Origin of the sequence: Haliscomenobacter sp., assembly GCF_965225875.1 — a bacterium.
In the GTDB taxonomy this organism is placed as follows: Bacteria; Bacteroidota; Bacteroidia; order Chitinophagales; family Saprospiraceae; genus Haliscomenobacter.
This window is the reverse complement of the sequence record NZ_CBDDBS010000001.1, coordinates 290,828-312,590: the sequence shown is the minus strand read 5'-3', so window position 1 is coordinate 312,590 and position 21,763 is coordinate 290,828. Positions and strand designations below refer to the sequence as shown.

General features: G+C 46.1%; 16 protein-coding genes. 8 read left to right on the top strand and 8 right to left on the bottom strand.

Annotation, left to right across the window (positions count from 1 at the left end):
• Positions 1-42: 42 nt before the first annotated feature.
• Positions 43-2,469 (bottom strand): T9SS type A sorting domain-containing protein, encoded by a 2,427-nt coding sequence (locus ACO08K_RS01165; protein ID WP_421794551.1) that lies wholly within the window; start codon positions 2,467-2,469, stop codon positions 43-45.
• Positions 2,470-2,574: 105 nt separating this feature from the next.
• On the opposite strand from ACO08K_RS01165, the gene ACO08K_RS01160 reads away from it, so the two are divergent.
• The 3 genes from ACO08K_RS01160 to ACO08K_RS01150 all read left to right on the top strand — a co-directional run bounded on the left by ACO08K_RS01160 (position 2,575) and on the right by ACO08K_RS01150 (position 8,243).
• Positions 2,575-4,227 carry an Ig-like domain-containing protein gene (locus tag ACO08K_RS01160; protein ID WP_421794550.1) on the top strand — a complete coding sequence of 551 codons (1,653 nt, stop codon included), beginning with the start codon at positions 2,575-2,577 and terminating at the stop codon, positions 4,225-4,227.
• A gap of 227 nt (positions 4,228-4,454) precedes the next feature.
• The gene (locus ACO08K_RS01155) at positions 4,455-4,865 is read left to right on the top strand and encodes a hypothetical protein (RefSeq protein WP_421794549.1); all 411 of its coding nucleotides are present in this window, start codon (positions 4,455-4,457) and stop codon (positions 4,863-4,865) included.
• A 207-nt stretch (positions 4,866-5,072) separates the two neighbouring features.
• The gene (locus ACO08K_RS01150) at positions 5,073-8,243 is read left to right on the top strand and encodes a M43 family zinc metalloprotease (RefSeq protein ID WP_421794548.1); all 3,171 of its coding nucleotides are present in this window, start codon (positions 5,073-5,075) and stop codon (positions 8,241-8,243) included.
• Between the two features lie 63 nt (positions 8,244-8,306).
• Here the strand turns inward: ACO08K_RS01150 and ACO08K_RS01145 are convergent, their stop codons facing one another.
• The 4 genes from ACO08K_RS01145 to ACO08K_RS01130 form a co-directional block, all read right to left on the bottom strand.
• Positions 8,307-8,723 carry an OsmC family protein gene (locus ACO08K_RS01145; protein ID WP_421794547.1) on the bottom strand — a complete coding sequence of 139 codons (417 nt, stop codon included), beginning with the start codon at positions 8,721-8,723 and terminating at the stop codon, positions 8,307-8,309.
• Positions 8,724-8,938: 215 nt separating this feature from the next.
• On the bottom strand, positions 8,939-9,661 hold the full coding sequence (locus tag ACO08K_RS01140; protein WP_421794546.1) for a TetR/AcrR family transcriptional regulator: 723 nt from the start codon (positions 9,659-9,661) through the stop codon (positions 8,939-8,941).
• Positions 9,662-9,831: 170 nt separating this feature from the next.
• Complete coding sequence (locus tag ACO08K_RS01135) at positions 9,832-10,428, bottom strand: 50S ribosomal protein L25 (RefSeq protein ID WP_421794545.1); 597 nt, start codon at positions 10,426-10,428, stop codon at positions 9,832-9,834.
• Positions 10,429-10,699: 271 nt separating this feature from the next.
• Positions 10,700-11,629: a ribose-phosphate pyrophosphokinase gene (locus ACO08K_RS01130; protein ID WP_421794544.1), complete on the bottom strand. Its 930-nt coding sequence runs from the start codon at positions 11,627-11,629 to the stop codon at positions 10,700-10,702.
• A 224-nt stretch (positions 11,630-11,853) separates the two neighbouring features.
• Between ACO08K_RS01130 and mce the strand changes: the two genes are divergently transcribed.
• Positions 11,854-12,258: a methylmalonyl-CoA epimerase gene (gene mce / locus ACO08K_RS01125; protein ID WP_421794543.1), complete on the top strand. Its 405-nt coding sequence runs from the start codon at positions 11,854-11,856 to the stop codon at positions 12,256-12,258.
• Here the strand turns inward: mce and ACO08K_RS01120 are convergent.
• On the bottom strand, positions 12,248-12,472 hold the full coding sequence (locus ACO08K_RS01120) for a hypothetical protein (protein ID WP_421794542.1): 225 nt from the start codon (positions 12,470-12,472) through the stop codon (positions 12,248-12,250). The genes mce and ACO08K_RS01120 overlap by 11 nt on opposite strands.
• Positions 12,473-12,623: 151 nt before the next feature.
• On the opposite strand from ACO08K_RS01120, the gene ACO08K_RS01115 reads away from it, so the two are divergent.
• The 4 genes from ACO08K_RS01115 (at position 12,624) to ACO08K_RS01100 (ending at position 19,261) form a co-directional block, all read left to right on the top strand.
• The gene (locus tag ACO08K_RS01115; protein ID WP_013766546.1) at positions 12,624-12,896 is read left to right on the top strand and encodes an HU family DNA-binding protein; all 273 of its coding nucleotides are present in this window, start codon (positions 12,624-12,626) and stop codon (positions 12,894-12,896) included.
• 94 nt (positions 12,897-12,990) lie between these two features.
• Positions 12,991-14,934: an acetoacetate--CoA ligase gene (locus tag ACO08K_RS01110; RefSeq protein ID WP_421794541.1), complete on the top strand. Its 1,944-nt coding sequence runs from the start codon at positions 12,991-12,993 to the stop codon at positions 14,932-14,934.
• A gap of 89 nt (positions 14,935-15,023) precedes the next feature.
• Positions 15,024-17,249, top strand: a complete 2,226-nt coding sequence (locus ACO08K_RS01105; RefSeq protein WP_421794540.1) for an FG-GAP repeat domain-containing protein — start codon at positions 15,024-15,026, stop codon at positions 17,247-17,249.
• A gap of 188 nt (positions 17,250-17,437) precedes the next feature.
• A complete protein-coding gene (locus ACO08K_RS01100) occupies positions 17,438-19,261 on the top strand; it encodes a T9SS type A sorting domain-containing protein (RefSeq protein WP_421794539.1) in 1,824 nt (607 codons plus the stop codon).
• Between the two features lie 3 nt (positions 19,262-19,264).
• Here ACO08K_RS01100 and ACO08K_RS01095 read toward each other — a convergent pair whose 3' ends face one another.
• Both ACO08K_RS01095 and ACO08K_RS01090 read right to left on the bottom strand, forming a co-directional pair.
• Entirely contained in the window at positions 19,265-19,885 is a 621-nt protein-coding gene (locus tag ACO08K_RS01095; protein ID WP_421794538.1) for a hypothetical protein, read from the bottom strand.
• A gap of 118 nt (positions 19,886-20,003) precedes the next feature.
• Complete coding sequence (locus ACO08K_RS01090) at positions 20,004-21,752, bottom strand: family 43 glycosylhydrolase (protein WP_421794537.1); 1,749 nt, start codon at positions 21,750-21,752, stop codon at positions 20,004-20,006.
• Positions 21,753-21,763: the final 11 nt, after the last annotated feature.

The window sequence follows — 21,763 nt, the reverse complement described above, 5'->3', positions numbered from 1 at the left end:
TAGGTTATTTGGGATAAAAAATGGATTAAACTTTTTACCTTGTTATTCAGCCTTGATAAACTTCAAAAGAGCCCATTCCCTCTCGTCTATTTTTTGCAAGCGCAATAAATACAAGCCATTGCTGAGCTTTTCTGTGTTGAATTCATTTTCGGCATTCAACCATTTTTTTTCAACATGAATCACTTTTCCGGTGCTGTTGATCCAGGTCAATTGGTATTGCCCAATCAGTGTACCAGGGAGTTTTAAATGAAGTTCGCGGTTACTGGGATTGGGATAATACTGGATTTGTTTAGAAAAATCAAACTGCCGAATGGCCGTACTGACCTGTACAGTATGACAACCCGAAGTATACACACAAGTATCGGTGTACAAGCGAACGGCATAACGACCATTGTTTTCGGGCAAAAAGAAAGGGCTTGACAGTGGAGAAACTACCTTTTGCGTAACACAATCCAGCCATTCATACCGTCGGATGTTGTTCGCAATGGAGGCGCTCAACAAAAGGCCACCTTGTTTTACTGTGGTATCAACGGGTTCCAAATCAAGCCGAAGGGTGACCACTGAATCACACCCTGCCCGGGAACGGAAGGTCTCGATATAGGTTCCAGTACGCGTCAGCACTTGCTTTCCAAAACGAATAACCCTGCCCTCGCAGGCCTGTTGGTTAAACTGCATTTGATACCGGGGATTGCTGGTGACCTGGATGTACAGGGTAGAATCACAGGCGTTGCGGTCGCGCAGGGCAATGGGGTACATCCCCGTTTGATGAAACTTCAGTCGGCCTAATCGAAAGGTGTCGCCCGCACACAGGGACACTGGAAAGGTATCACGCTGAATGGGGTAATGTACAATTTTGACCACCAAAATCGAATCACAACCATTTCGGGTATTGAATCGGATGGGGTAAGCACCCTCTTTGTATAGTTTGAGTTGCCCAAAACGGAAGGTATCCCCCACACAGATCGAAGTCCGCATGGTATCGCGATAAGTGGGCAATACACTGAGTTGTAACTGGATCGTAGAGTCACAGCCTTGGGCACTTTTGAGGACCTTGGTGAAAAAACCGGCTTTGGTGTAGAGACTAGATCCAATCTGGTAGTTGCTGCCTTGACAGATGCTCCCTTGTACACTCTGCTGAAAAATGGGATTTACCTTTAGGTGTAGTTCAAAAGCGACTGGACAATCGCCCGCACTACGCAAGGTATCCAAATAAACACCCGGATTGCGCAAACTCCTGTTGTCAAAGGAATAACTCTGCCCCTGGCAAATGGCGGCATTGATGACCTTACTTTCAAAAGAGGCCATTTCGAGATCCAGACGTACAATCGAATCACAACCCGTGATGCGGGAACTCAAGGTGTCAAAATAAATGCCCGGCTCATTCAACCTGCGTGCGCCAAAAAGATAAGTATCTCCGTTGCAAATTACTTCAGACAGGATAAATCGAATCCTGGAACGCAGTTTCAGATTTAGGTTGATGATGGAATCACAGCCTTCTTGAGTTTTTAGGCTAATGAGATAGGTGCCAGCACGGGAAATTTTTTCTGACCCAATTTTTAAGGTGTCTCCTTCACAGATTTCCTGGGTGAGGTTAATTTCCTGACGGGGCAGAATACGCAAATCCAGCAGTACGGTAGAATCGCAACGCCTTTGATTGGGTGGAAAAGTATACCGATATAGCCCAGGCGTATTTATCCGTAAAGGCCCCAATTGGCGGATTTGACCCTGACAAATTCGTTCGTTGACCCGGGTCAAAAAAGTATCACGCACCTGCAGTTTCAATTCAATCAGTGAATCACAGCGCAAATTGGTAGGGCCATAATTGTACAAGTAAGTACCGCTGGTGCTGGCAGCCAGTGTGTTGTTTCCCACCTTTACTTTTTCCCCTTTGCAGACCACTGCATTTAATCGGGTGCGAAAGGTATCCAACATTTGAATATCGTATTGCACCACAGAGTCGCAGCCATTTCGGGCGCTATAACGCAAGGTAGCCAGGGTGGGGTAGTAGTATTGTTCAGTGCCTAATCGCATGGTATCGCCTATACACAAGGGCACCCTCACTCGTTGGGTGTAGATGGGTAAAATGTACAAATTGAGTTGTACAATCGAATCACAGCGCCGTTTGTTGGCTGGAAAAACAATAGTATAGATTCCAGCGCTCGAAAATTGCCGGGTACCAATCACAAGTTGTTCGCCCAGACAAAGGGTATCAAATCGTTCTGTTTTGTAGCGAGGGCGCACCAACAAATTGATCACAATCACCGTGTCAAAGGTGGGTTTGATGGGAGGCTTTCTGTATCGATACTTTCCTGTCTGAGTATAAATTCGGCCAAAGAGTTTTAAGGTATCACCCTGACATAAGGTGTCATAGCGTTGGATAAAAACGGTATCTGCCAGAGTGTTGACCGTTTTGGCAAACCCCAAGGAGACAAACCCTAAAAAAAATGTTAGTAGTAATAATCGGTTCATGGGTCATTAGTTTGTTTCACTTGCGCTGCCAAAGTTAAGTAAAATATAAAAACGAAAGTTTTAGCTACTTACTTACTATTTTCGCGGCAAACAAACGTTGAGCGAATGATGGTACGACTAATCCGCATTTTGGGAATCCTTTGGGTCGTTTTGTACAGTTGTGCAACCCCTCAACCCCCTCTTGGTGGCCCCAAGGACGAAACACCTCCCCGAATCGACACCCCCCGCAGTACGCCCAACTATCAGGTGAATTTTAAAAAACAACCCATCGAAATTGTTTTTAACGAATGGATTCAACAGCCTCAGGATGTTGCCAAGCAGGTGGTGGTTTCCCCGCCCATTCGCTATATGGGAACCTTGTTGAAATTGAAAGGGAAAGTGCTGGTCATTGAATTTGACGACCGGGAAGAATTGCAGGAAAATGTGACCTATACCATCAACCTGGGTGAAGCCATTAAAGACCTCAGCGAAGGCAATGCGGCCAAAGACCTGCGCTTTGTGTTTTCGACTGGCCCTATCCTGGATTCACTGGGAATGCAAGGCGAAGTACGCGATTTTATCACTCAAAAGCCGCTTGAGAATATTCTGGTGATGGTGTACAGCAAGCTCAATGATTCGATAGTCAAAAAAGAACGCCCGCTGTATTTTGGCAAAACCAATAAGGAAGGAAGATTCAGCATCAAAAATATGCGTGAGGGTGAGTTCAAAGTATTTGCCCTTGAAGATGCAAACCAACCTTACCTGTACGATGCGGCTACTGAAAAAATCGCTTTTGCCGACTCGCTGGTTCGGACTGGGATAGATACCAACGCTCAGGTTAGCTTGCGGATTTTTTCAGAAATCCCTACTTTACGCTTGCTCAATACCGATGCCAAACGTTACGGCCTGGTGAATTTGCAATTCAATCAGCCGCCCAAAGATGTCCAAATTGCGGCGGCAACCCCCGGTTTTCAATTGCGTACGGAAATTATACGGGATACCCTCAAAGTGTGGTACGCCGGGACAAGCACTGCGGCCAATTGGTCGCTCGATGTACGCAAAGACAGTACCTTCAAAGATACCCTGCGCATCAAAACCTTTGCCCCGGAAACCTACCTGCGTACGGCAAAACTCACTTTGCAAAATGCCGATCTGAAAGAATTTCAAAAACTGAATCCTGAAAAGCCGCTGATCCTAACATTTAACCACCCCTTGATCAGTTTTGACATCAACAAATTGACTGTGGTGGAAGATAGCGTGCGGAAGATCAGCCCCTCGATGATCGAAATTGATAGCCTCAATTCCCGTAGATTGATTCTGCAATACCGCTGGGTCGAATCCAGCAAATATCAATTGCGTTTTGCTCCCGGAGCAGTACGCGATATTTATGCCCTGGGTTTTCGCGATACGGTGCGGTACAATTTCCAAGCCATGCCGCGCAAAAACTACGGCAACATCGACCTCAAAGTTGAAAATCTGGACTCTACCCGCCACTACGTGATGGAGCTGATGCTGGGCGAGAATACGGAACCTGTGCAACGTGAGCGGATTGACCTAAAAACCAATGCCCGCTTTATTTACAAAGTAATGGAACCCTCAACGTATAAAATTCGCCTCTTCGAAGACCTCAATCGCAATGGAGAATGGGATACTGGCAACTATTTTAAACACCAGCAGCCAGAACCCATCTACATTCGAGACCTGGAAGCTTTGCGCCCCAACTGGGACCTGGAAGTGACGGCGGATTGGGAGGAAAGGAAGAAATTGCCGAAGAATTAGGAAGTTGTAATTATTGTAGTCTGTTGGGAAGGTAAAAAGGTTCAAGCAATGAGCATTTTCAGGTATTGGCATGTCAAATATCAAATTGAGCTCATCTCATTCTGATTAAATTAGGGTATAAAAACAATGTATTATTTTTTGCATTCGAGCCTACTGAATATTTTTTCTTTTAAACGGAATGCAGGAGAAAATGCTATTGTATTGTTAAAAGCCAAATTTAAACCAAAATGAGAAAACATGCATGGGGAACTACCCTCTTGATGCTGATTGGCTTATCGCTTACCAGCCTGCTCTCTGGACAAAATGTGTCTGGAATACGAACCAATACAGTGGTTGTTGACGACATTGACGGACCGAACGTAGATATGATACTTTATGAAGTTGAGGGAGATGAATTTGATCTGACAATTACTTCACTCACCCATCACTTCAATTTTGCTCGTGTTGAGGTAATTGATAAGTCGATAGGTTTATTTCCCTTATCAATTAACTATTTCAAGCCTTACGACGGGGATGTGCGCACAGATTTTTTTACGGGTAATTTAGAATCCAACAAAATCTACGAGGTTAAAATTACCTTTTTGATTTATGACGCACCTCAAATGGTCAAAAGGTTTCAAATAGCCAAGATCGAGTAACCATAAATTAATGGGCTGTTTGAAGAATTAGCGTTAAGTTAGCAAAACAGGGAAAGATATTTGTGGTTTTGTGCAAATGACTTTCTCTGTTTTTAAATAAACACTATATTTACCTTTGTTAATCCAGCACTGGAACAATATCATCTTTGCACACAATCAGGCCGAATGGATCGCCTGAAATCGGTATAATCATACAATCCCGTAAAGATGAACATGTTCTCCCAAACCATTGTCAAGTCAATCTGCTTGATCACCTTTTTTCTTTTTTTTCAACGGGCATTGCTCGCCCAGCAAGAAACCTACCCCTGCGCAGCTTCGGAAATGCAGCGCCTCCTTTTTGAAAAAGACCCCTCCCTATTGCAACGACAACTTACCCTTGATGGAGTCATTCAACAACATATTCAACGGCAACAAAACCAGGCTGACTTGCGCAATGCTGCCGTGTTTACCATTCCGGTGGTAGTGCACATCATCCATCAAAATGGCAGCGAAAACATCAGTGATGCGCAAGTGCAAAGCGCCATTCAACACCTCAATGACGCCTTTGCCCACCAGGGGTATTATGGGGCAGCGGGTAAAGGCACCAATATTCCCATCCAATTTTGTTTGGCACAACGGACGCCCAATAACCAGGCTACCAATGGCATTACCAGGGATGTGTCAAGTTTGACCACCATGGGCATGGAAACCGATGACTCCGCGCTTAAAAACCTCAATCGCTGGGACCCTCGCCAATATGTCAACATTTGGGTGGTGCGTGACATCAACAGCAAAGCCCACGGTTCAGGAGTAGCGGGCTACGCCTATTTTGCATCCGCACATGGTGCCTCATTCGATGGCATTGTGTGTGAGGCGCGTTATTTTGGCAACAGCCCAGCCAATGATGTAGTGTTGATTCACGAAGTGGGGCATTACCTCAATTTGTACCATACTTTTGAAGGCGGCTGCACGAACAACAATTGTGAACTGGAAGGCGACCGGGTCTGTGATACTCCACCTGATCAAGCCAAACATACGGGCTGTGTATACAATTCCTGCAACACGGATACTGACGATACCCGAGCAGTCAACCCGTTTAAAACAGACGCCAATGACCTCACCGAAAATTACCTGGATTATTCCCCTTTTTCCTGTCAGCATGCCTTCACACCCGGGCAGTCAGCCCGTATGTTGGCCGCCTTACAAACGGTAAGAGCCAGTTTGCTGGATTCACCTGGTTGTTTGCCTCCCTGTACTCAGCCTATTGCTGCGGATATTGTTCTACCTCCAAATCTGATGGTGGGAACTCCCTTTACTTTTACCTTTAATGGTTCGGGGGCGACGCGGTATGAATGGAAATTGAATGGTACGGTTTTTTCTAGGCAACAAAACCCCAGCTATACCTTCACTCAAGCGGGGATTTTTACACTGGAAGTGATTGCACGCAATGGAGATTTGAATTGTTGGTCAAAAAAACAAATCCCGATCAATGTATTGTGCAATGCTATGGCTGATTTCACCCCCAAACTAATGGCGGCTCAACGTGGCAGCTCGCTTACTTTCACCAGCACCAGCACTGGGGCTAACCAATACGAATGGTCGGTGAATGGGGCTGTAGTAGGTGCCGGAACTACCTACACCCATACTTTTGGCACAGATGGAGATTATACCATTCAATTAAAAGCATCAAATGCCAGTTGCAGCAGTATCAGCATTGGCCGGGTGGTAGTGAATCGGCCTTGCCGGGGAGACACAGCCGGGCAGGATTTTCCCTGCCCCGAAATCTGCGACAATGACATCGACGATAATGGGGACGGCCTCATTGATTGTGCTGATCCGACCTGTAAATGTGAGGAATGTCGCCAACTTCCGGATGGGGTGATCAGTGCGGTAGATAGTGTCCTCTGCCTGGGCGACAGTCTCAAGGTATACCTCAAAATTTGCAACCAGGGGCAAGGTGTGTTGCGCACCACTATGCCAATCGCTTTTTACAAAACAGATCCCACCAATAGCAATGCCACACCTTTGGCAGGGCTAAAAACCTTGGGCATCAACCTGCTGCCAGACTCCTGCACCAGCCGGAGTTTTGTGATCAAAGCTCCAGGCAGTAACCCCATTTTTGTGGTATTAAACGATGATTACCGTCGCCCACGGCCTTATGTTCTGGAACGTTACCTGAGCGAACAACATCCCGAATGCAATTACCTCAATAACAAGTTTCAGTTTACCTACAATTCACCGCCAACACCCAAGCTCGATCTTGGCCCCGACCAGTTAGTCTGCGCCAACAGTGTGACGCTGCTCCGAGTCCCTGCCGGGTTTGCTCGTTACCGCTGGTTTGATGGCAGTACGGATAGCACTTTCACTGCTTTTTCGCCAGGGCTGTATTGGATAGATGCTTGGGATGCCTGCGGAAATTTGCACAGTGATTCCATTCGGTTGACTTTGCAACCTTTGGGGGATGTGGAGCTGGGCCCAGATCGCAACATTTGTGTGGGAGATACGCTGCACCTTTCGATAGCAGGCTTTACCCAACTAAAGTGGTGGCCAGCAACCGGTTTGAATTGTGATACTTGTAAAAGCATCATCGCCAAGCCGGATACAAGCACCCGTTATTATGTGACGGCGCGGCGCGGCAATTGTTTTGCCGGAGATTCCGTGCTGATCAATGTAAATGCTCAGCCTAAAGTAGATTTAGGCCCGGATCGTACTTTTTGTAGCGATACCTCTTGGCAACTCATCGGGCCATTGGTGCCAGGCTTGAGTTACCGTTGGAACACGGGGGCAACAACCCCTTCCATCAATGTAAACCAAACTGGAGCCTATGCTTTAGAGATCAGGAATGCTGCGGGATGTGTAGCCGGGGATACTACCAAATTAACTTTTACCCCCACTTTTACTTTTGATTTGGGAATGGATACCACGCTTTGTATCGGAAAATCCATTCGCCTTCCTTTTAAAAACATCGATGCAACTGCTTACCGCTGGTCTACTGGTGAACAAAGCGCTTCAATCGAAGTAAGGGAAGCAGGTTTGTACATGCTGGAAGGCACTAAGAACAATTGTAGTTGGCGGGATTCGATCAACGTCACTTTGCAAGACTGCAATCGCTTTGCTGTTTATGTGCCCAATGTCATGTCGACCACTAGCAAGGTGAATGCGCAGTTTCACCCCTTCTTTTCAACTCAAACTGAGCTGCTTACTTATCAATTCGACATTTTTGATCGTTGGGGAGAAATGGTATTTCGCAGTCAGGATGTCCAACAAAGTTGGGATGGAACCAAAAATGGCCAATGGTGCAATCAAGGTGTGTATGTATGGACTTTACGGGTGCGGTACCGGGAGGATGGAGATGAAAAAGAGGCATTTAAGTTTGGGGAAGTGCTCTTACTCCGTTGAATGAATGAAACAGGCGTTGAGCGCAATTTGCCGACTCAACGCCTGTTTTATGGACAAAGACTATTATAATAAAGTAGTCGTCAGCGTGATTTCAGCATTCAACAACTTCGATACCGGACAGTTCGCCTTGGCATCCGCAGTGAATTCTTCCAATTGGGCCTGACTTACTCCCGCTACTTTCACCGAAGTCTCCAATTGCACTGTGGTGATGGCACCCGCTTCAAGGATGACCGTTGCTTTGGTGTCAATGCTGTCAGCAGTGAATCCAGCAGCCTGGAGTACAAACGCCAATTTCATGGAAAAGCAGCCGGCGTGCGCTGCGCCAATTAGCTCTTCAGGGTTGGTGCCAATACCGTCTTCAAACCGGGTATTGTAGCTGTACTGGGTATCGTGCAGTACGGTACTCTGGGTGGCCATGGTGCCATTGCCGGTTTTGCCGGAGCCTTCCCAATGGGCAGTAGCTGATCTTTTGATTTGCATGGTGATGCAGGAATTTTATGGTTGTATCGAACAATCAGAATGATTCATTCATGCGCAAAGATAAGTGTTTCTTGAAAAAGGCAATTCAAAGTGTTGCTGAGTAACGCAGAAAAATTAACTTCCCGATTTGGATTTTGAATAGGAAGTCGAACGCTTCATTTCAAGTGGGCTTCCTATTCAAAATCCTCAAAAAAATCGGGAAGTAATTTTTTGCGTCATACTGAGTAGCCATTTTCTTTTTGCTCCACAAATCGCTTGCTCTCCAACAGGCCGAAGGCAAAATCGACCAACAATTTTTTCACCTGTTCTTCACTGTTTCCTGCTTTAAAATTGATGTCAGTCAGGGAAGGCAGGTGTTCAGAGAAATAAACGTGGCTTTTGGCCATTTCCAGCAGTGTACTTGCCAGAGCACGTGGATAAGGAAACTGAGGGTTGATCTCCTCGATGATGGCTTGTATCGTTTTGCACAAGGCTTTATACGTCAAAAACAAGCCTTGTTGGTTTTCTTCATCGACCTGTTTGGTGTAGTACCCTTTGGCGGACTCGGCAATAACAATGCGGTGCAATACCGCTTCATTGACGTGTTCGGTGTTGGGATCATCGCGGTGTGAGGCTTCCACCAAGGTCTCGAGGGCAATTTTTAGCCTGCGCTTTGGGTCGTCAATGTTGAGAATTTTGAGGTCAATACAATACTTTAACCATTCCCAATACCAGCTCAACAAAAAGAGCAGAAGGCGGTGTTTGTTCTCAAAATAGCGATAAATTGAAGCTTCGGTAGACTCAATTCGCTCCGCCAGTTTTTTGAAGGTAAAGTCTTCAAAGCCCATTGCGTTGATCATCATAATACTGTGTTGGATGATGTTTCGCCCCAACTTGGTTTCTTGAGGATCACGCAAATAAAGCTTCTCGTTTAATTTCATTTTGATTGCAACAGCCATATACCACTTTTTCCAAAAACTATAGTTATTGTTCACATTGCTTCCAGAAGAAGCAAAAATACATCTCTTTTCTTAACGCCTAATGGTCTTTTTCGTTCTTGAAGAAATAAAAAAAGGGTTGTTCAACTTGATTAAAGTTGAACAACCCCCTAAATAAGAAGGATTCCTTCTTATTTTTTCTTCTTGGTATCTTTTGCTTCGGCTGCAGCAGCAGAACGCAATGCACGTGGAATTTCGATGGTAACCACCGGAATACTTGGTGAGTTCAGCAACTCAATTCCCGCTGGAACCTGGATATCGCGAACCCGCAAGGATTGGCCCAGATCCAAAGGAGAAATGTCGATGAAAAGCTCGGTAACCATTTCCTCTGGTAAGGTTTTTACTTTTACCCGGCGCAGTTTTTGCTGCAATTTACCCCCCAGTTTTACACCAGGAGAAACCCCTTTGGTACGTACTGGTACTTCCAGCTTCACCTTTTGACCATCCACCAGACTCAGGAAGTCGATGTGAGTCAATGCACTGGTCAGTGGGTGCAATTGGTAATCTTTTACGATGCAACGGTAAGTAGTACCGTCAACAGTCAGATTTGCAACGCGGAAATCTGGTGTATAGATGAGGTTTTTGACGTCGTTCAGTGTAACTGAAAAATGAACTACGTCCTGCCCTCCGTACAATACACACGGGATTCGGCCATCGTTCCGCAAATCTTTGGATGGCTTCTTGCCCAAGCCAGCTCTTGACTGACCAGTGATAGCAATTGTTTCCATGATTTGAGACAAATGTATGGTTAATAATACGTTAGATTCCCTAGCCTTCGCTTAGGGCACGCAAAGATAAAAATTTTCTGAAAGTTCTTATCCGAACCGATAAATAAAACTACGCCAACCCACAAGAATGGGTGTGGGAGTGTGAAAGTGTGGGTGTGTTGGCCTTTCATTCCCCTAAGACATAACGCCAACCCACGGATTCATCCGTGGGAGGCCACCCCACTGCCCCAACCCACGACTTCAGTCGTGGGGAGTAGACTAAGCCACCGGCCTAGTCTACGAAGAGGGCCGAGATCGACCGATGCTCATGCGTATTCCGAATCGCCCGCGCAAACAACTTCGCAGTCGACAGTACCTTAATCTTCGGTGAACTTTGTTTTAGCGGAATCGTATCGCACACAATCAACTCGGTCAATGCCGAATTTTCTATATTGTCATAAGCCTTCCCTGAAAGGATAGGGTGGGTACAAATCGCCCGCACACTGGTAGCCCCTTTTTCCATAATGATATCCGCAGCCCGGCAGAGTGTTCCAGCGGTATCCACCATATCATCCACCAAAATGACATCGCGGCCTTCCACATTTCCAATCACCGTCATGCCCGCAATTTGATTGGCTTTTTCGCGGTATTTGTCACAAATGACCAAATCGGTGCGGAAATGTTTGGAGTAAGATCGGGTTCTTTTGACCCCACCTACATCGGGCGATGCAAAAATGATGTTGTCCATTCCTTGCTCTTGCAGATAAGGAATATATATGGCTTCACTTTTGAGGTGATCCACCGGGATGTCAAAAAAGCCCTGGATTTGATCGGCGTGAAAATCCATTGTCATGATCCGGTTGGCACCAGCCGCCTGCAACAAATTGGCAATCAATTTGGCCGAAATGGGCACCCGTGGCTGATCCTTGCGGTCTTGGCGGGCATAACCAAAATAGGGAATAACCGCCGTGATGTAACCCGCTGAAGCCCGCTTGGCCGCATCAATCAGCAGCAACAGCTCCATCAGGTTTTCAGCAGGGGGAAAAGTAGACTGGATAAAGAAGACGTAAGCGCCCCGCACCGATTCATTGATAACCGGCTGCATTTCGCCGTCGCTAAAGCGGTTCATTTTTACGTCGCAGAGTGGGTTGCCGTAATAATCGGCAATTTTTTCCGCCAAATAACTGGAATTGGTTCCTGCAAGAATTTTTACTTCAACCATTGTATGTGTATTGCACCAGGTGTTGAAATGAAAACAAAAACGCCAACCCGGGAAGATTCTTTTCTACCGGGAACAGTTTTTTTGATCAGCTTTAAAATTTTGCTGCGAAGGTACATGCATTTTAATTGCTACCCAAGCTCAGGATCACCTAAAACAATGACGCTTGTCAATAAATTAGCTGCGCATAATGCTGTACCTTTACCACCTAATAACTCCGAAAGCTTATGATCTTGCGCCTCGAACACATTGGCATTGCCGTAAAAAGCCTCGAAGACAGCAACACTCTTTTTGAAAAACTCCTGGGTATTGCACCTTATAAAGAGGAAGAAGTGGTTTCGGAGCACGTGAAAACTTCTTTTTTGCAAACCGGCGAAGCAAAAATTGAATTGCTGGAGGCCACCCACCCGGATAGTGCCATTGCCAAATACCTGGAAAAAAAGCCCGAAGGTTTGCACCACATCGCTTTTGAAGTCGACGACATTTATGCCGAAATGGAACGCCTGCGCAAAGAAGGCTTTCAACTCCTCAATGCGGAACCCAAGCGTGGTGCCGACAATAAGCTGGTCTGTTTCGTTCATCCAAGGTCGGCCAATGGCGTACTCCTGGAACTTTGCCAAACTATCGTTTGAACCCTTTGGGAAAAAGCCCACTATTCTTTGAGCGTTTGGCTTTGGGCATTTCTTTGCCTCCAGCCATGCGGGAACTGACCGTGTCTACTGCCGGGCAACCCGATTTTCGGCTGCAACTAAAACTGCCCGCGCTGCCCATTACACAGAAAAGGCAAAGCAAAAGAAGCGCCAAATTAGATGGCAAAGCAAAAGTTTTTCCAAATTTAGGTAACATAACCACTGTTTTTTTGCGTTAATGAGGGTATAACGCTCGAAAGCCCTTGTAAAATCTAGGTTTTTCGGGTTTTTTACCAAAAATAACTTGGTTTTAAAAATGAGAGCCCCTAAATTTGACACCAATTATTTTTTAATCAAAACCCTTTGAGATGAATAAAGGAGATCTGATTAACAAAATTGCTGAAGGCGCGAAGATCACCAAAGCCCAAGCAACTGACGCGCTGAATGCCGTTTTGGACAGTATTGCTGCCGAATTGAAAGGCGACGGAAAAGTAACCCTAATCGGTTTCGGTACTTTTTCTGTTTCCAAACGTGACGCTCGCTCTGGCCGCAACCCACAAACTGGTCAAACCATCACAATTGATGCCAAAAAAGTGGTAAAATTCAAGCCTGGCAAAGAACTTTCTGACTCGGTTAACTAATCGATCGGACTATTCTACGTTAAATTTATTGCTTGAATCAAAAGGGCAATCCGGGTTTCGATCAGGGTTGCCCTTCTGTTTTTAAAAAAAATTCATGGACAACCGCCTGCGCTGGACTCCCTCCCCCGAGTGGATCGCTCAAAGCAACCTGACCCATTACCTGAACTGGCTGGAAAAAGAATCGGGCCTCGGCATTCCTGCCGATTACTCTTCTGCCTGGGAATGGTCGGTTGCCGATCCTGCCGCATTCTGGACTTCTTTGCTTCGGTACTTTAAACTGGATTGGACTTATTCCGCAGCGATGCAAGGAGAGATGCCCCATACTCGCTGGTTTGAAGGGGCAAGGCTCAACTATGCCGAAGAGGTATTTCGCCGTGCAGACGATCGTTTCCCCGCAATTATTTTTCAGGCGGAACACATTGCGCGGCAAGAAATAAGCTGGGCGGAATTGAGAAACCAGGTTGCGGCCTTGCGGGCATACCTATTATATGTGGGGGTAAAACCAGGAGATCGGGTGGTGGGTTATTTGCCCAACATTCCACAGGCAACGGTGGCTTTGCTGGCAAGTCTGTCCATTGGGGCGGTTTGGTCTTGCTGTTCGCCCGATTTTGGGGCCAGCAGTGTACTCGAACGGTTTATTCAAATCGAGCCCAAAGTGTTGATCGCGGTGAATGCCTACTATTATGGTGGGAAAAAATTTGACCGCCGCTCGGAAATCCAACAGTTGCAGCAACAACTCCCCACTTTGCTGGATACGGTGGTAATTCCTTACGTGGAGGAGTTTGATATAGATTTACCCAACAGTAGCGCTTGGCCGAGCATCCTGCAGAACGAAAGTGCAGAACTGGCCTTCATCAAAGTACCTTTTGACCACCCCATTTGGATTTTGTATTCTTCGGGCACCACGGGTTTACCCAAAGCCATTACCCATAGCCAGGGCGGGATGCTGCTGGAGCACCTCAAATACCTGCATTTTCACAACGACGTCAAACCTGGGGAGCGTTTTTTCTGGTATTCCACCACGGGCTGGATGATGTGGAATTTTGTGCAGGCGGCCCTTTTGGCCAAGGCGACGATTGTCCTGTACGATGGTAGCCCGGGGTATCCCGACATGAATGTGTTGTGGAAAATGGCTGCAGACTTGCGCATCAGCCATTTTGGTACCAGCGCCGCTTATATCTTGTCTTGTATCAAAGGGGAGGTTCATCCTGCCAGTTTTGGACTGGAGCACTTGCGCTCGATCGGAGTGACCGGTTCGCCGCTGCCCCCGGAAGGTTTTGCCTGGGTATACGAGCAAGTGAAATCGGATCTTTGGTTGTGTTCCATCAGCGGTGGCACGGATGTGTGTACGGCTTTTGTAGGCGGCAACCCGCTTTGGCCCGTTTACGAAGGGGAAATTCAGTGCCGCACCCTTGGTTGCGCCATGGAATCCTGGGATGAAGCCGGGCATCCGCTTATCGATGAGGTGGGCGAAATGGTCATCACCCAACCCATGCCCTGTATGCCCGTGAAATTTTGGAATGACCCCGATTTTAGCCGCTACACTTCCAGCTACTTCGATACTTACCCCGGCGTATGGCGTCATGGCGACTGGTTGCAAATCACGCCCCGCGAAAGCCTGATTATCCTCGGTCGCTCAGATGCTACGCTCAATCGTCAGGGGATTCGGATTGGCACCAGCGAAATTTACCGCTCGGTGGAAAAACTGCCGGAAATCCGCGATAGCCTGATCGTTAACCTGGAGCAGGAAAATGGGGACTCGATCATGCCTTTGTTTGTGGTACTGGCGGAAGGAGCAGTGTTGGATGAGGCTTTGTTGAAAAAAATTGCCAACACCTTAAGGACTGATTTTTCCCCACGCCACGTGCCAGATCGGGTGATTGCGGTGCCGGAAATACCGTATACCCTAAGTGGTAAAAAGATGGAACTTCCAGTGAAGAAAATCTTGTTGGGGAAGTCGATAGAGGCCTCGGTGAATCGGGATGCGATGCGGAATCCGGAGGCGCTTGAGGTGTTTAAAGGGATAAAAATTGGGTGAGGGTAAAGATTTAACAGTAAAAACACTGAGGGATTTGCTTTGAATTGAGTGGATGTATTATTTTTGTTGGAAAATTACTAAACCAAAAAATGGATGCTGTAATGGAGAAATGGAGATGGACCCTGGTTGTGGTGGGAATGTTTTACTTCGGGAGTGTTTGGGGGCAGTTTGGGCCAGTACAAGTGATTAATGATTGTGCACTTATATGTGACCCAGTAGATGCTCAGCATTACGATTTTGATCAAGACGGGGATTCTGACCTTTTTTTTTCTTTCTATGGTTTAGATGTAGTTTGGTTTAAAAATGATGGCAAGGGGAATTTCAGTAAGCAAATCATCAGTAAAGACAGCATCTATGGCTTGCGTAGGGTTCTGGCTTTTGACCTAGATAAAGATAAACGAAATGATATAATCCTCTCCCATCCAAATGGCAAGATAATCTGGTATCAAAATCTGGGGAATAACCGGTTTGTAGAACAAATATTACTAAAGCTTGATGAAAACGACAGCAAAGTAATCGCAGATAATGATTATACGGCATTGCTACAAATCTCGGATGTAGACAATGACGCCGTGTTTGACTTAGTTCTGTATTCAAAACAGAGCACACAACTCATGTGGAGCAAAGGCATGGGTAAGGGTAAGTTTTCGTCTCCATCTATCATCGCAGAAAAACTAAAAGAGGTCAAATCACTGATAATACAAGACTTGAATCGAGATCGCCTGATGGATATTATGCCCGTATTTTATATCCATAAGGCCTCAAAAATCCCTTGGTATAAAAACAATGGACAAGGCACTTTTACGGAGAGTAAGGATATAAAAATCCCAGAAGGAGTTTATATAAACCAGGTGAGCTTATCGGACTTGGATCAAGATAAAGACCTGGATATCTGTTATGTTTCAAGAAATAAGACGACCTACGAAAACCTAGTGGTTTGGTTGGAAAACGATGGCAAAGGTCAGTTTTCTCAAAAATCAATCCTTTTGGAAAAAACTTTCCTTGAGACATTTATTCTTGTTGATTTTGATAAAGACGGCGATCAGGACCTTTTTTTTAAAGGGATCATGAATGATTATTTGTATAAAAATGAAAAAAACACTTTTAACACCTTCCAAAAACTCTCTTCTAGAACCCCGACCGTAGATTTTTCTATCACTACAGACTTGGATAACAATGGCTACATGGATATCCTAATAGGCAGTTATCGAGAAAATCTCATCGCTCTTTGTCTTAATGACGGAAAAAACATTCAGGATGAAAAAATTGTAAGCGAATCTCCAGGCACACCCATGTGTATTGAAGCCAAGGATTTGGATGGCGATAGTTTAAAAGACCTTATTGGTGCAACGGCTAAATGGAGTAAGGTTTTTTGGAAAAAAAATGATTTAAAAATTTTTACGCCATATCAAGATGTCACCTATGCCATTGCTGGGCCATTAGCACTGGCAGTAGCTGACTTGGATGGCGATGGATTCAATGATGTAGTATCTGGTACAAGAGGGCAGAAAAAAATAGCTTGGCACAAAAACAATGGGCAAGGCCAGTTTAAAGACATGTCTATCCTGTCAACCAATATATATGAAGTTTCGCAGATCATGGCAGCGGATATAGACGCAGATCAGGATTTTGATGTAGTGGTAGTTAGCCCTTGGGATCGGAAAATCTCTTGGTTTGAAAATGATGGTCACGGGAATTTTTGCCCTGAACTTATACTAGCAGATTCAAGAGAATTTCTAAAACTGGATATTGCTGATTTGGATGGAGATGGGGATTTAGACGTGCTGACTTTGCTTAAAGATGCACCTAAAATGCTTTGGTTTAAAAACGATGGACTAAAGCACTTTCAGGAGCAACAGTTTGCTTCAATCAGTAATAGCTCCCAAGATCGGATGCCATTTAAAATCATCGACTTCGATAATGATGGTGACAAAGATGTCCTGGGTGGCATTGATCATTATGGTCACGAAACTAGAATAGTTGTATTTGAAAATTTAGGTTCAGGTGAGTTTGTACCTGAAAAAATATTATTAAAATTGGACAAAGCAATATCATTTCTTGCTTTTGAAGATATCGACTCGGATGGGGATAAAGATTTTGTTTGCGGGTTTAACAGAACCACTATCGTTAGATGGTATGAAAACAATGGACAAGGTCAATTTTTAACCTGGCGAACAATTTCATATCAAATTCCGGAGCCAACCATGCTTGTTTTAGCAGATTTAGACAAAGATGGAGACCTTGATTTCATTGCGGGTAGTGCAATAAGCAAGCAGATTTTATGGCATGAAAATCTTACAGTTAAGAAAAAATAATGGTAAAAATGCCCCCTTTGCAGCTTTAATAAAAACTCAAAAAACTTTTAAGAGTTGTCCAGAAAAAACCTCAATCTTGATCCAATATTTACAGGTTCCTCGAAAAGGAATTCAATAAAAACCTTCAACCCTGTTAGATACCTCCAACTAATTCCCCATTTTTGCCCAAAACCATTACCCAAAACCAAATGAGTAAATTCCTCTGCCTCCTATTCTGTTGCGTTTGTACTACACTGCTAGCCCAAACGCCCAAGCCCGCTGGCATCAACCTCTCCGGGGTAGTTGACTGGTCGACCGAACTCGTCTTCACCGATGCCTTCAAACAAAGCCGGGAATGGACCGTCCACGAAGCCCGCGATGGTGCCCCCTGGGACAGCGGTGTCTCCATCCCGCTGCAAGCCAATGGTTTCCCGCTGCAAATTCCCTATTCCAATGGCGTGCAGCCACCCCAGGCAGTGCGGGCTTTGATGCTGTGGGACTTGCAAGGTCATTACCCCGGCGGGCGCTACCGCCTGATTGTGCAGGGTAGCGGGCAGGTGCGTTTGTGGGGTGCTACATTCGGCACTTTTCAGTGCCCAGTGGACACCTTGGTCACGGTAAATGCAAACAATGGCGGGGTGGTACTTGAAATTGAACGCTCTTTGGCCATCAACCCGATTCGGGATGTGAAATTCATTTTCCCCCAGTACGTCAATTCTTTTCAAAATCAAACCTTCACCACCGAATTCCTCAATTTTATCAAAGACTTTCAGTCCATCCGCTTTATGGATTGGTTGCGCACCAATGACTCGCCCGTCAAAACCTGGAGCGAGCGCAGCCTCCCCTCGCATTACACCCAAACCAAAAACAGTGGCGTCGCCTGGGAGTACATCATCGAATTGTGCAACACCGCTCAAAAAGACGCCTGGATCAACATTCCCCATCAAGCCAACGACGATTACATCCAACAATTGGCAAAACTGCTGAAAGAAAAATTGAACCCCAACCTGAAAATCTACCTGGAGTACAGCAACGAAGTTTGGAACGGACAATTCGCCCAACATGCCTACGCGGGCAACGTCGGTCAAACCCTGGGCTACAGCGGCGAACCCTGGGGCCGCGCTTGGAAGTACACCGCCAAACGTTCGGCGGATATTTTTTACAGCTTTGAAAACGTCTTCGGCAGCAACAGTACCCGGCTGGTCAAAGTAGTACCCTGCTGGGCAGGCAACGACTGGGTGAGCAATGAAATCATGGGCTATTTTAACGACCCTTTGTACAATCCCAAACAGGTCAAAGCCGATGCCATGGCCATCGCGCCTTATTTTGGTGGGGCGGTAGGGGATCAGATTGGGCGCAACAATGAGGTGGGCAGCATTAGCATCGCCGAAATTGTGCGGCGCATCCGTGCCTCCCTACCCGAAACCTTCGCCTGGATGGACGCCCATAAAATTGTGGCCGATCGTTACAAGGTCAAATTGCTGGCCTACGAAGGTGGTTCACATATCGTAGCTACCTGGCCGCTGGTTGACAATAATGCCCTGACCGAAAAACTGATCGCCGCCAATCGCGATCCCGAGTTACAAAGCCTTTACTGCGAATACACTCAGTATTGGTACAATACCACCAAAGCTGACCTGTTCAGCTTCTTTTCCTCCCACGGCTTACCTTCCAAGTGGGGCAGTTGGGGCATGAAGGAGTACATGAGCCATACCCAGGCACCCAAGTACAAGGCTTTGCAGGAATGTGTATTTGCAAAAACCACGGGTACACGGGATCAACCGTTGGAGCCAGTGGCAGCGCAGGTGTTTCCCAATCCCAGTTATGATGGAAGTTTTCGCATTCAGCATGGATTGAATAAGCCTAGTTTGGCGTTGTACGATGTTTTGGGAAGGCGCATTCAAGCTTCAGTAAGGGAAATCAATGCGCAGGAGCTGCAGGTGGTTTTGCAAGGGACGGCTGGGGGCGTGGTGTTTGGGGTGTTGCAAGATGGGCGAAGTGCGGCGACATTTAAAGTGGTAATCGAGCGCTAAAGCTCAATAGAACCTCCGTACATTAAGTGAATCCAAAGCCATGAACTCCTCGCAGATCTTTAGGAATTTCGATGATTTTGGAGAATTCCGAAGGACTACATGAAACTTAGAGCCTGTGCAAAAATTATTTTGCTTTTGCCCTTCAAGGGCCCAACTCGAACCATCCAGGTAGCCATCGTCCGTTTTTATATCAACAGGCATTGTCCAGAAGCAATTTTCTTCAAAAGAATGGGAAATATTTGACCATTGAGTTTTGGAAATCGCCTTTGAAAAACTACTCACCAGAGAATCTTCTCGGAACCTTGCTGTGGTACTTACTGCATATTCTTTTACATAGAGCTTGTATTGCTGATTCTTGTGCTCAACCCTATAGATCTTGCAATAATCGTATAATAGACCAACTATAGAAAATCGGTATGACTCAGCTGCTTGGTCATAAAGCATAGGTTCTTGAAATCGATCCCAGTATTTTTTCAATCCATTTTCTGGTTGATTTAGAATTGATTTAACAATACTGTCGGTTCGTATGATTTGTTTCTCGGTAGATTCACAGTTGCATTTTTGCTTTTGGCAACTGAGGTGTATAAGAGTGATTAGAAGGAATAAAAAGGAATTTTTTTTCATTTTTTGGGCTGTTTAACGATTCTAAATCTTTGATAATCAAAATTAATGGTCTATAAAGCAATATGCATTTTTTGCATATTGCTTTATAGACCATTAATTCATCTTCTCATATTGTAGCTCACTCCACCTTACTCACCGCCGACCTTTCCGACACCCCATTTTCATTCACACTTTCAATACAGAAATAATAAGTCTTCTGATTGTCCAAGGTTTTGAGCCAGTACTCATTGGCATCGTGAACCATGATGCAGGTATACAGCTTATCCGGTGCAGTGCCGTAATAAATGTTGTAAGCGTATGCATTGTCGACGGGCGACCACTTGATCCAGGCGGAGCGTTTGTCCAGTTCGGTGCGGAGCACGAAGAACTGTTTGGGGGCAGGAGCAATACTACCTTTCCCTTTCCCGAAAACCCGCAAACCACTCAGCGCAAATTTGCCACTTGGCACCTTGCGGTTTTCAATTTTCACATAACGCGCTTCGATGGGTTGCACCAGTTCAAGGTACTCGTGCGGCACATCCGTTTGATTCTGGCTTTTATCGGCCAGAATTTCCCATTTTTTCCCGTCTTTGGAGTGATAAAGGATGTACTGGTGCGCTACATTGCTGCTTTTACCCAGGTATTGTGCGTCCTGATCGGCGTAGTTGATCTGGATGGCCCGGATGGTAGAAACCTCGCCCAAATCACTTTCCAGCCATTCCCCCGCCGCGTCGCTAGCCGCTGACCAGTAGGTTTTGATGCTTTCATCCACCGCAAAATTGGCAGAATGGCCCCCTAGTGAAGAGGATACCCGCACCGGCTTTTGGTAATTGAGCAACATCCAGCCCGTGAAGCGACTCTGGAGGTGATCGGCTTTCCCAGCCGGAATGTAGTGTGGGTAATCCCCAAAAGCGGTACTGCAATACATCACATCGTCCTTGTCAAATCCTGCGGGCCAGATGCCAATGCGGCGCTCGAAGTTGTTTTTTACCGCCACCACGATGGTCGATACATGCCAGTAGTTCTGCCAATTGTCCTGAAAAGTAGCCCCGTGCCCGGCACCACGCGCAAAACCGCCCGCTTTGAAAGAAAGGGGATCACTTTGGTGAGTCCAGTTGTCGGTAAGTGGAGTGCTAGAAACCGCCACCCCATCAGCGTAGCCGCTGAATTCGGTGCCCGGTGCACCGTATTGCAGGTAATATTTGCCATTGTGTTTCGTCATGTGGGCACCTTCCATGAACGGATTGAGGAAGGTATTGTCCATGTGTTCGCCAAAACGTTGCCAGCCGAAGCGCTCGGGGCGGAGCACAAAGAGTTCGGTGCGGGTACCCAAGGGTTGTAGTGTTTTGCGATCGAGCTCTACTCCTTTCAAGGGGAAAGCATTGCTGGAACCATTGTACATGTACAAACGGCCATCATCATCGGTGAAAAATCCGGGATCCCAGCCACCGATATCAAATTTATGGACTGCTTCGCTCCACTTATTGTTTTTCGGATCAGTGCTCATCCAAATCGGAAAATCGCGACCATAAGTGGAACCAAAGACCAGCATGGTATCCCCAATAATGCCCACCGCCGGGGCGCACAAATCGTCGTAAACCTTGTGTTCGGGGCGCAAAAAATGGCGAGGCACAAAGTTCCATTTGAGCATGTCGCTGCTCCACCAATATCCCCACTGGTTGGTGGAAAAGAGGTAATAATCACCTTTGTAGTTGACAATCACCGGGTCGGCAGTAGCCCGGTGGCGGCCCCATTCCGAAAAATTGGGGATGGGGGTATAGCCGTAATCGATGTTGATGGGGTTGCAATAGGTGCGTTGGGCGGATAGGGTAGGAGTAAGGCTCAAAAAAAGAACCAAAGCATAGCAGATACGATACTGGATTTTCATCTTGGTGTAGG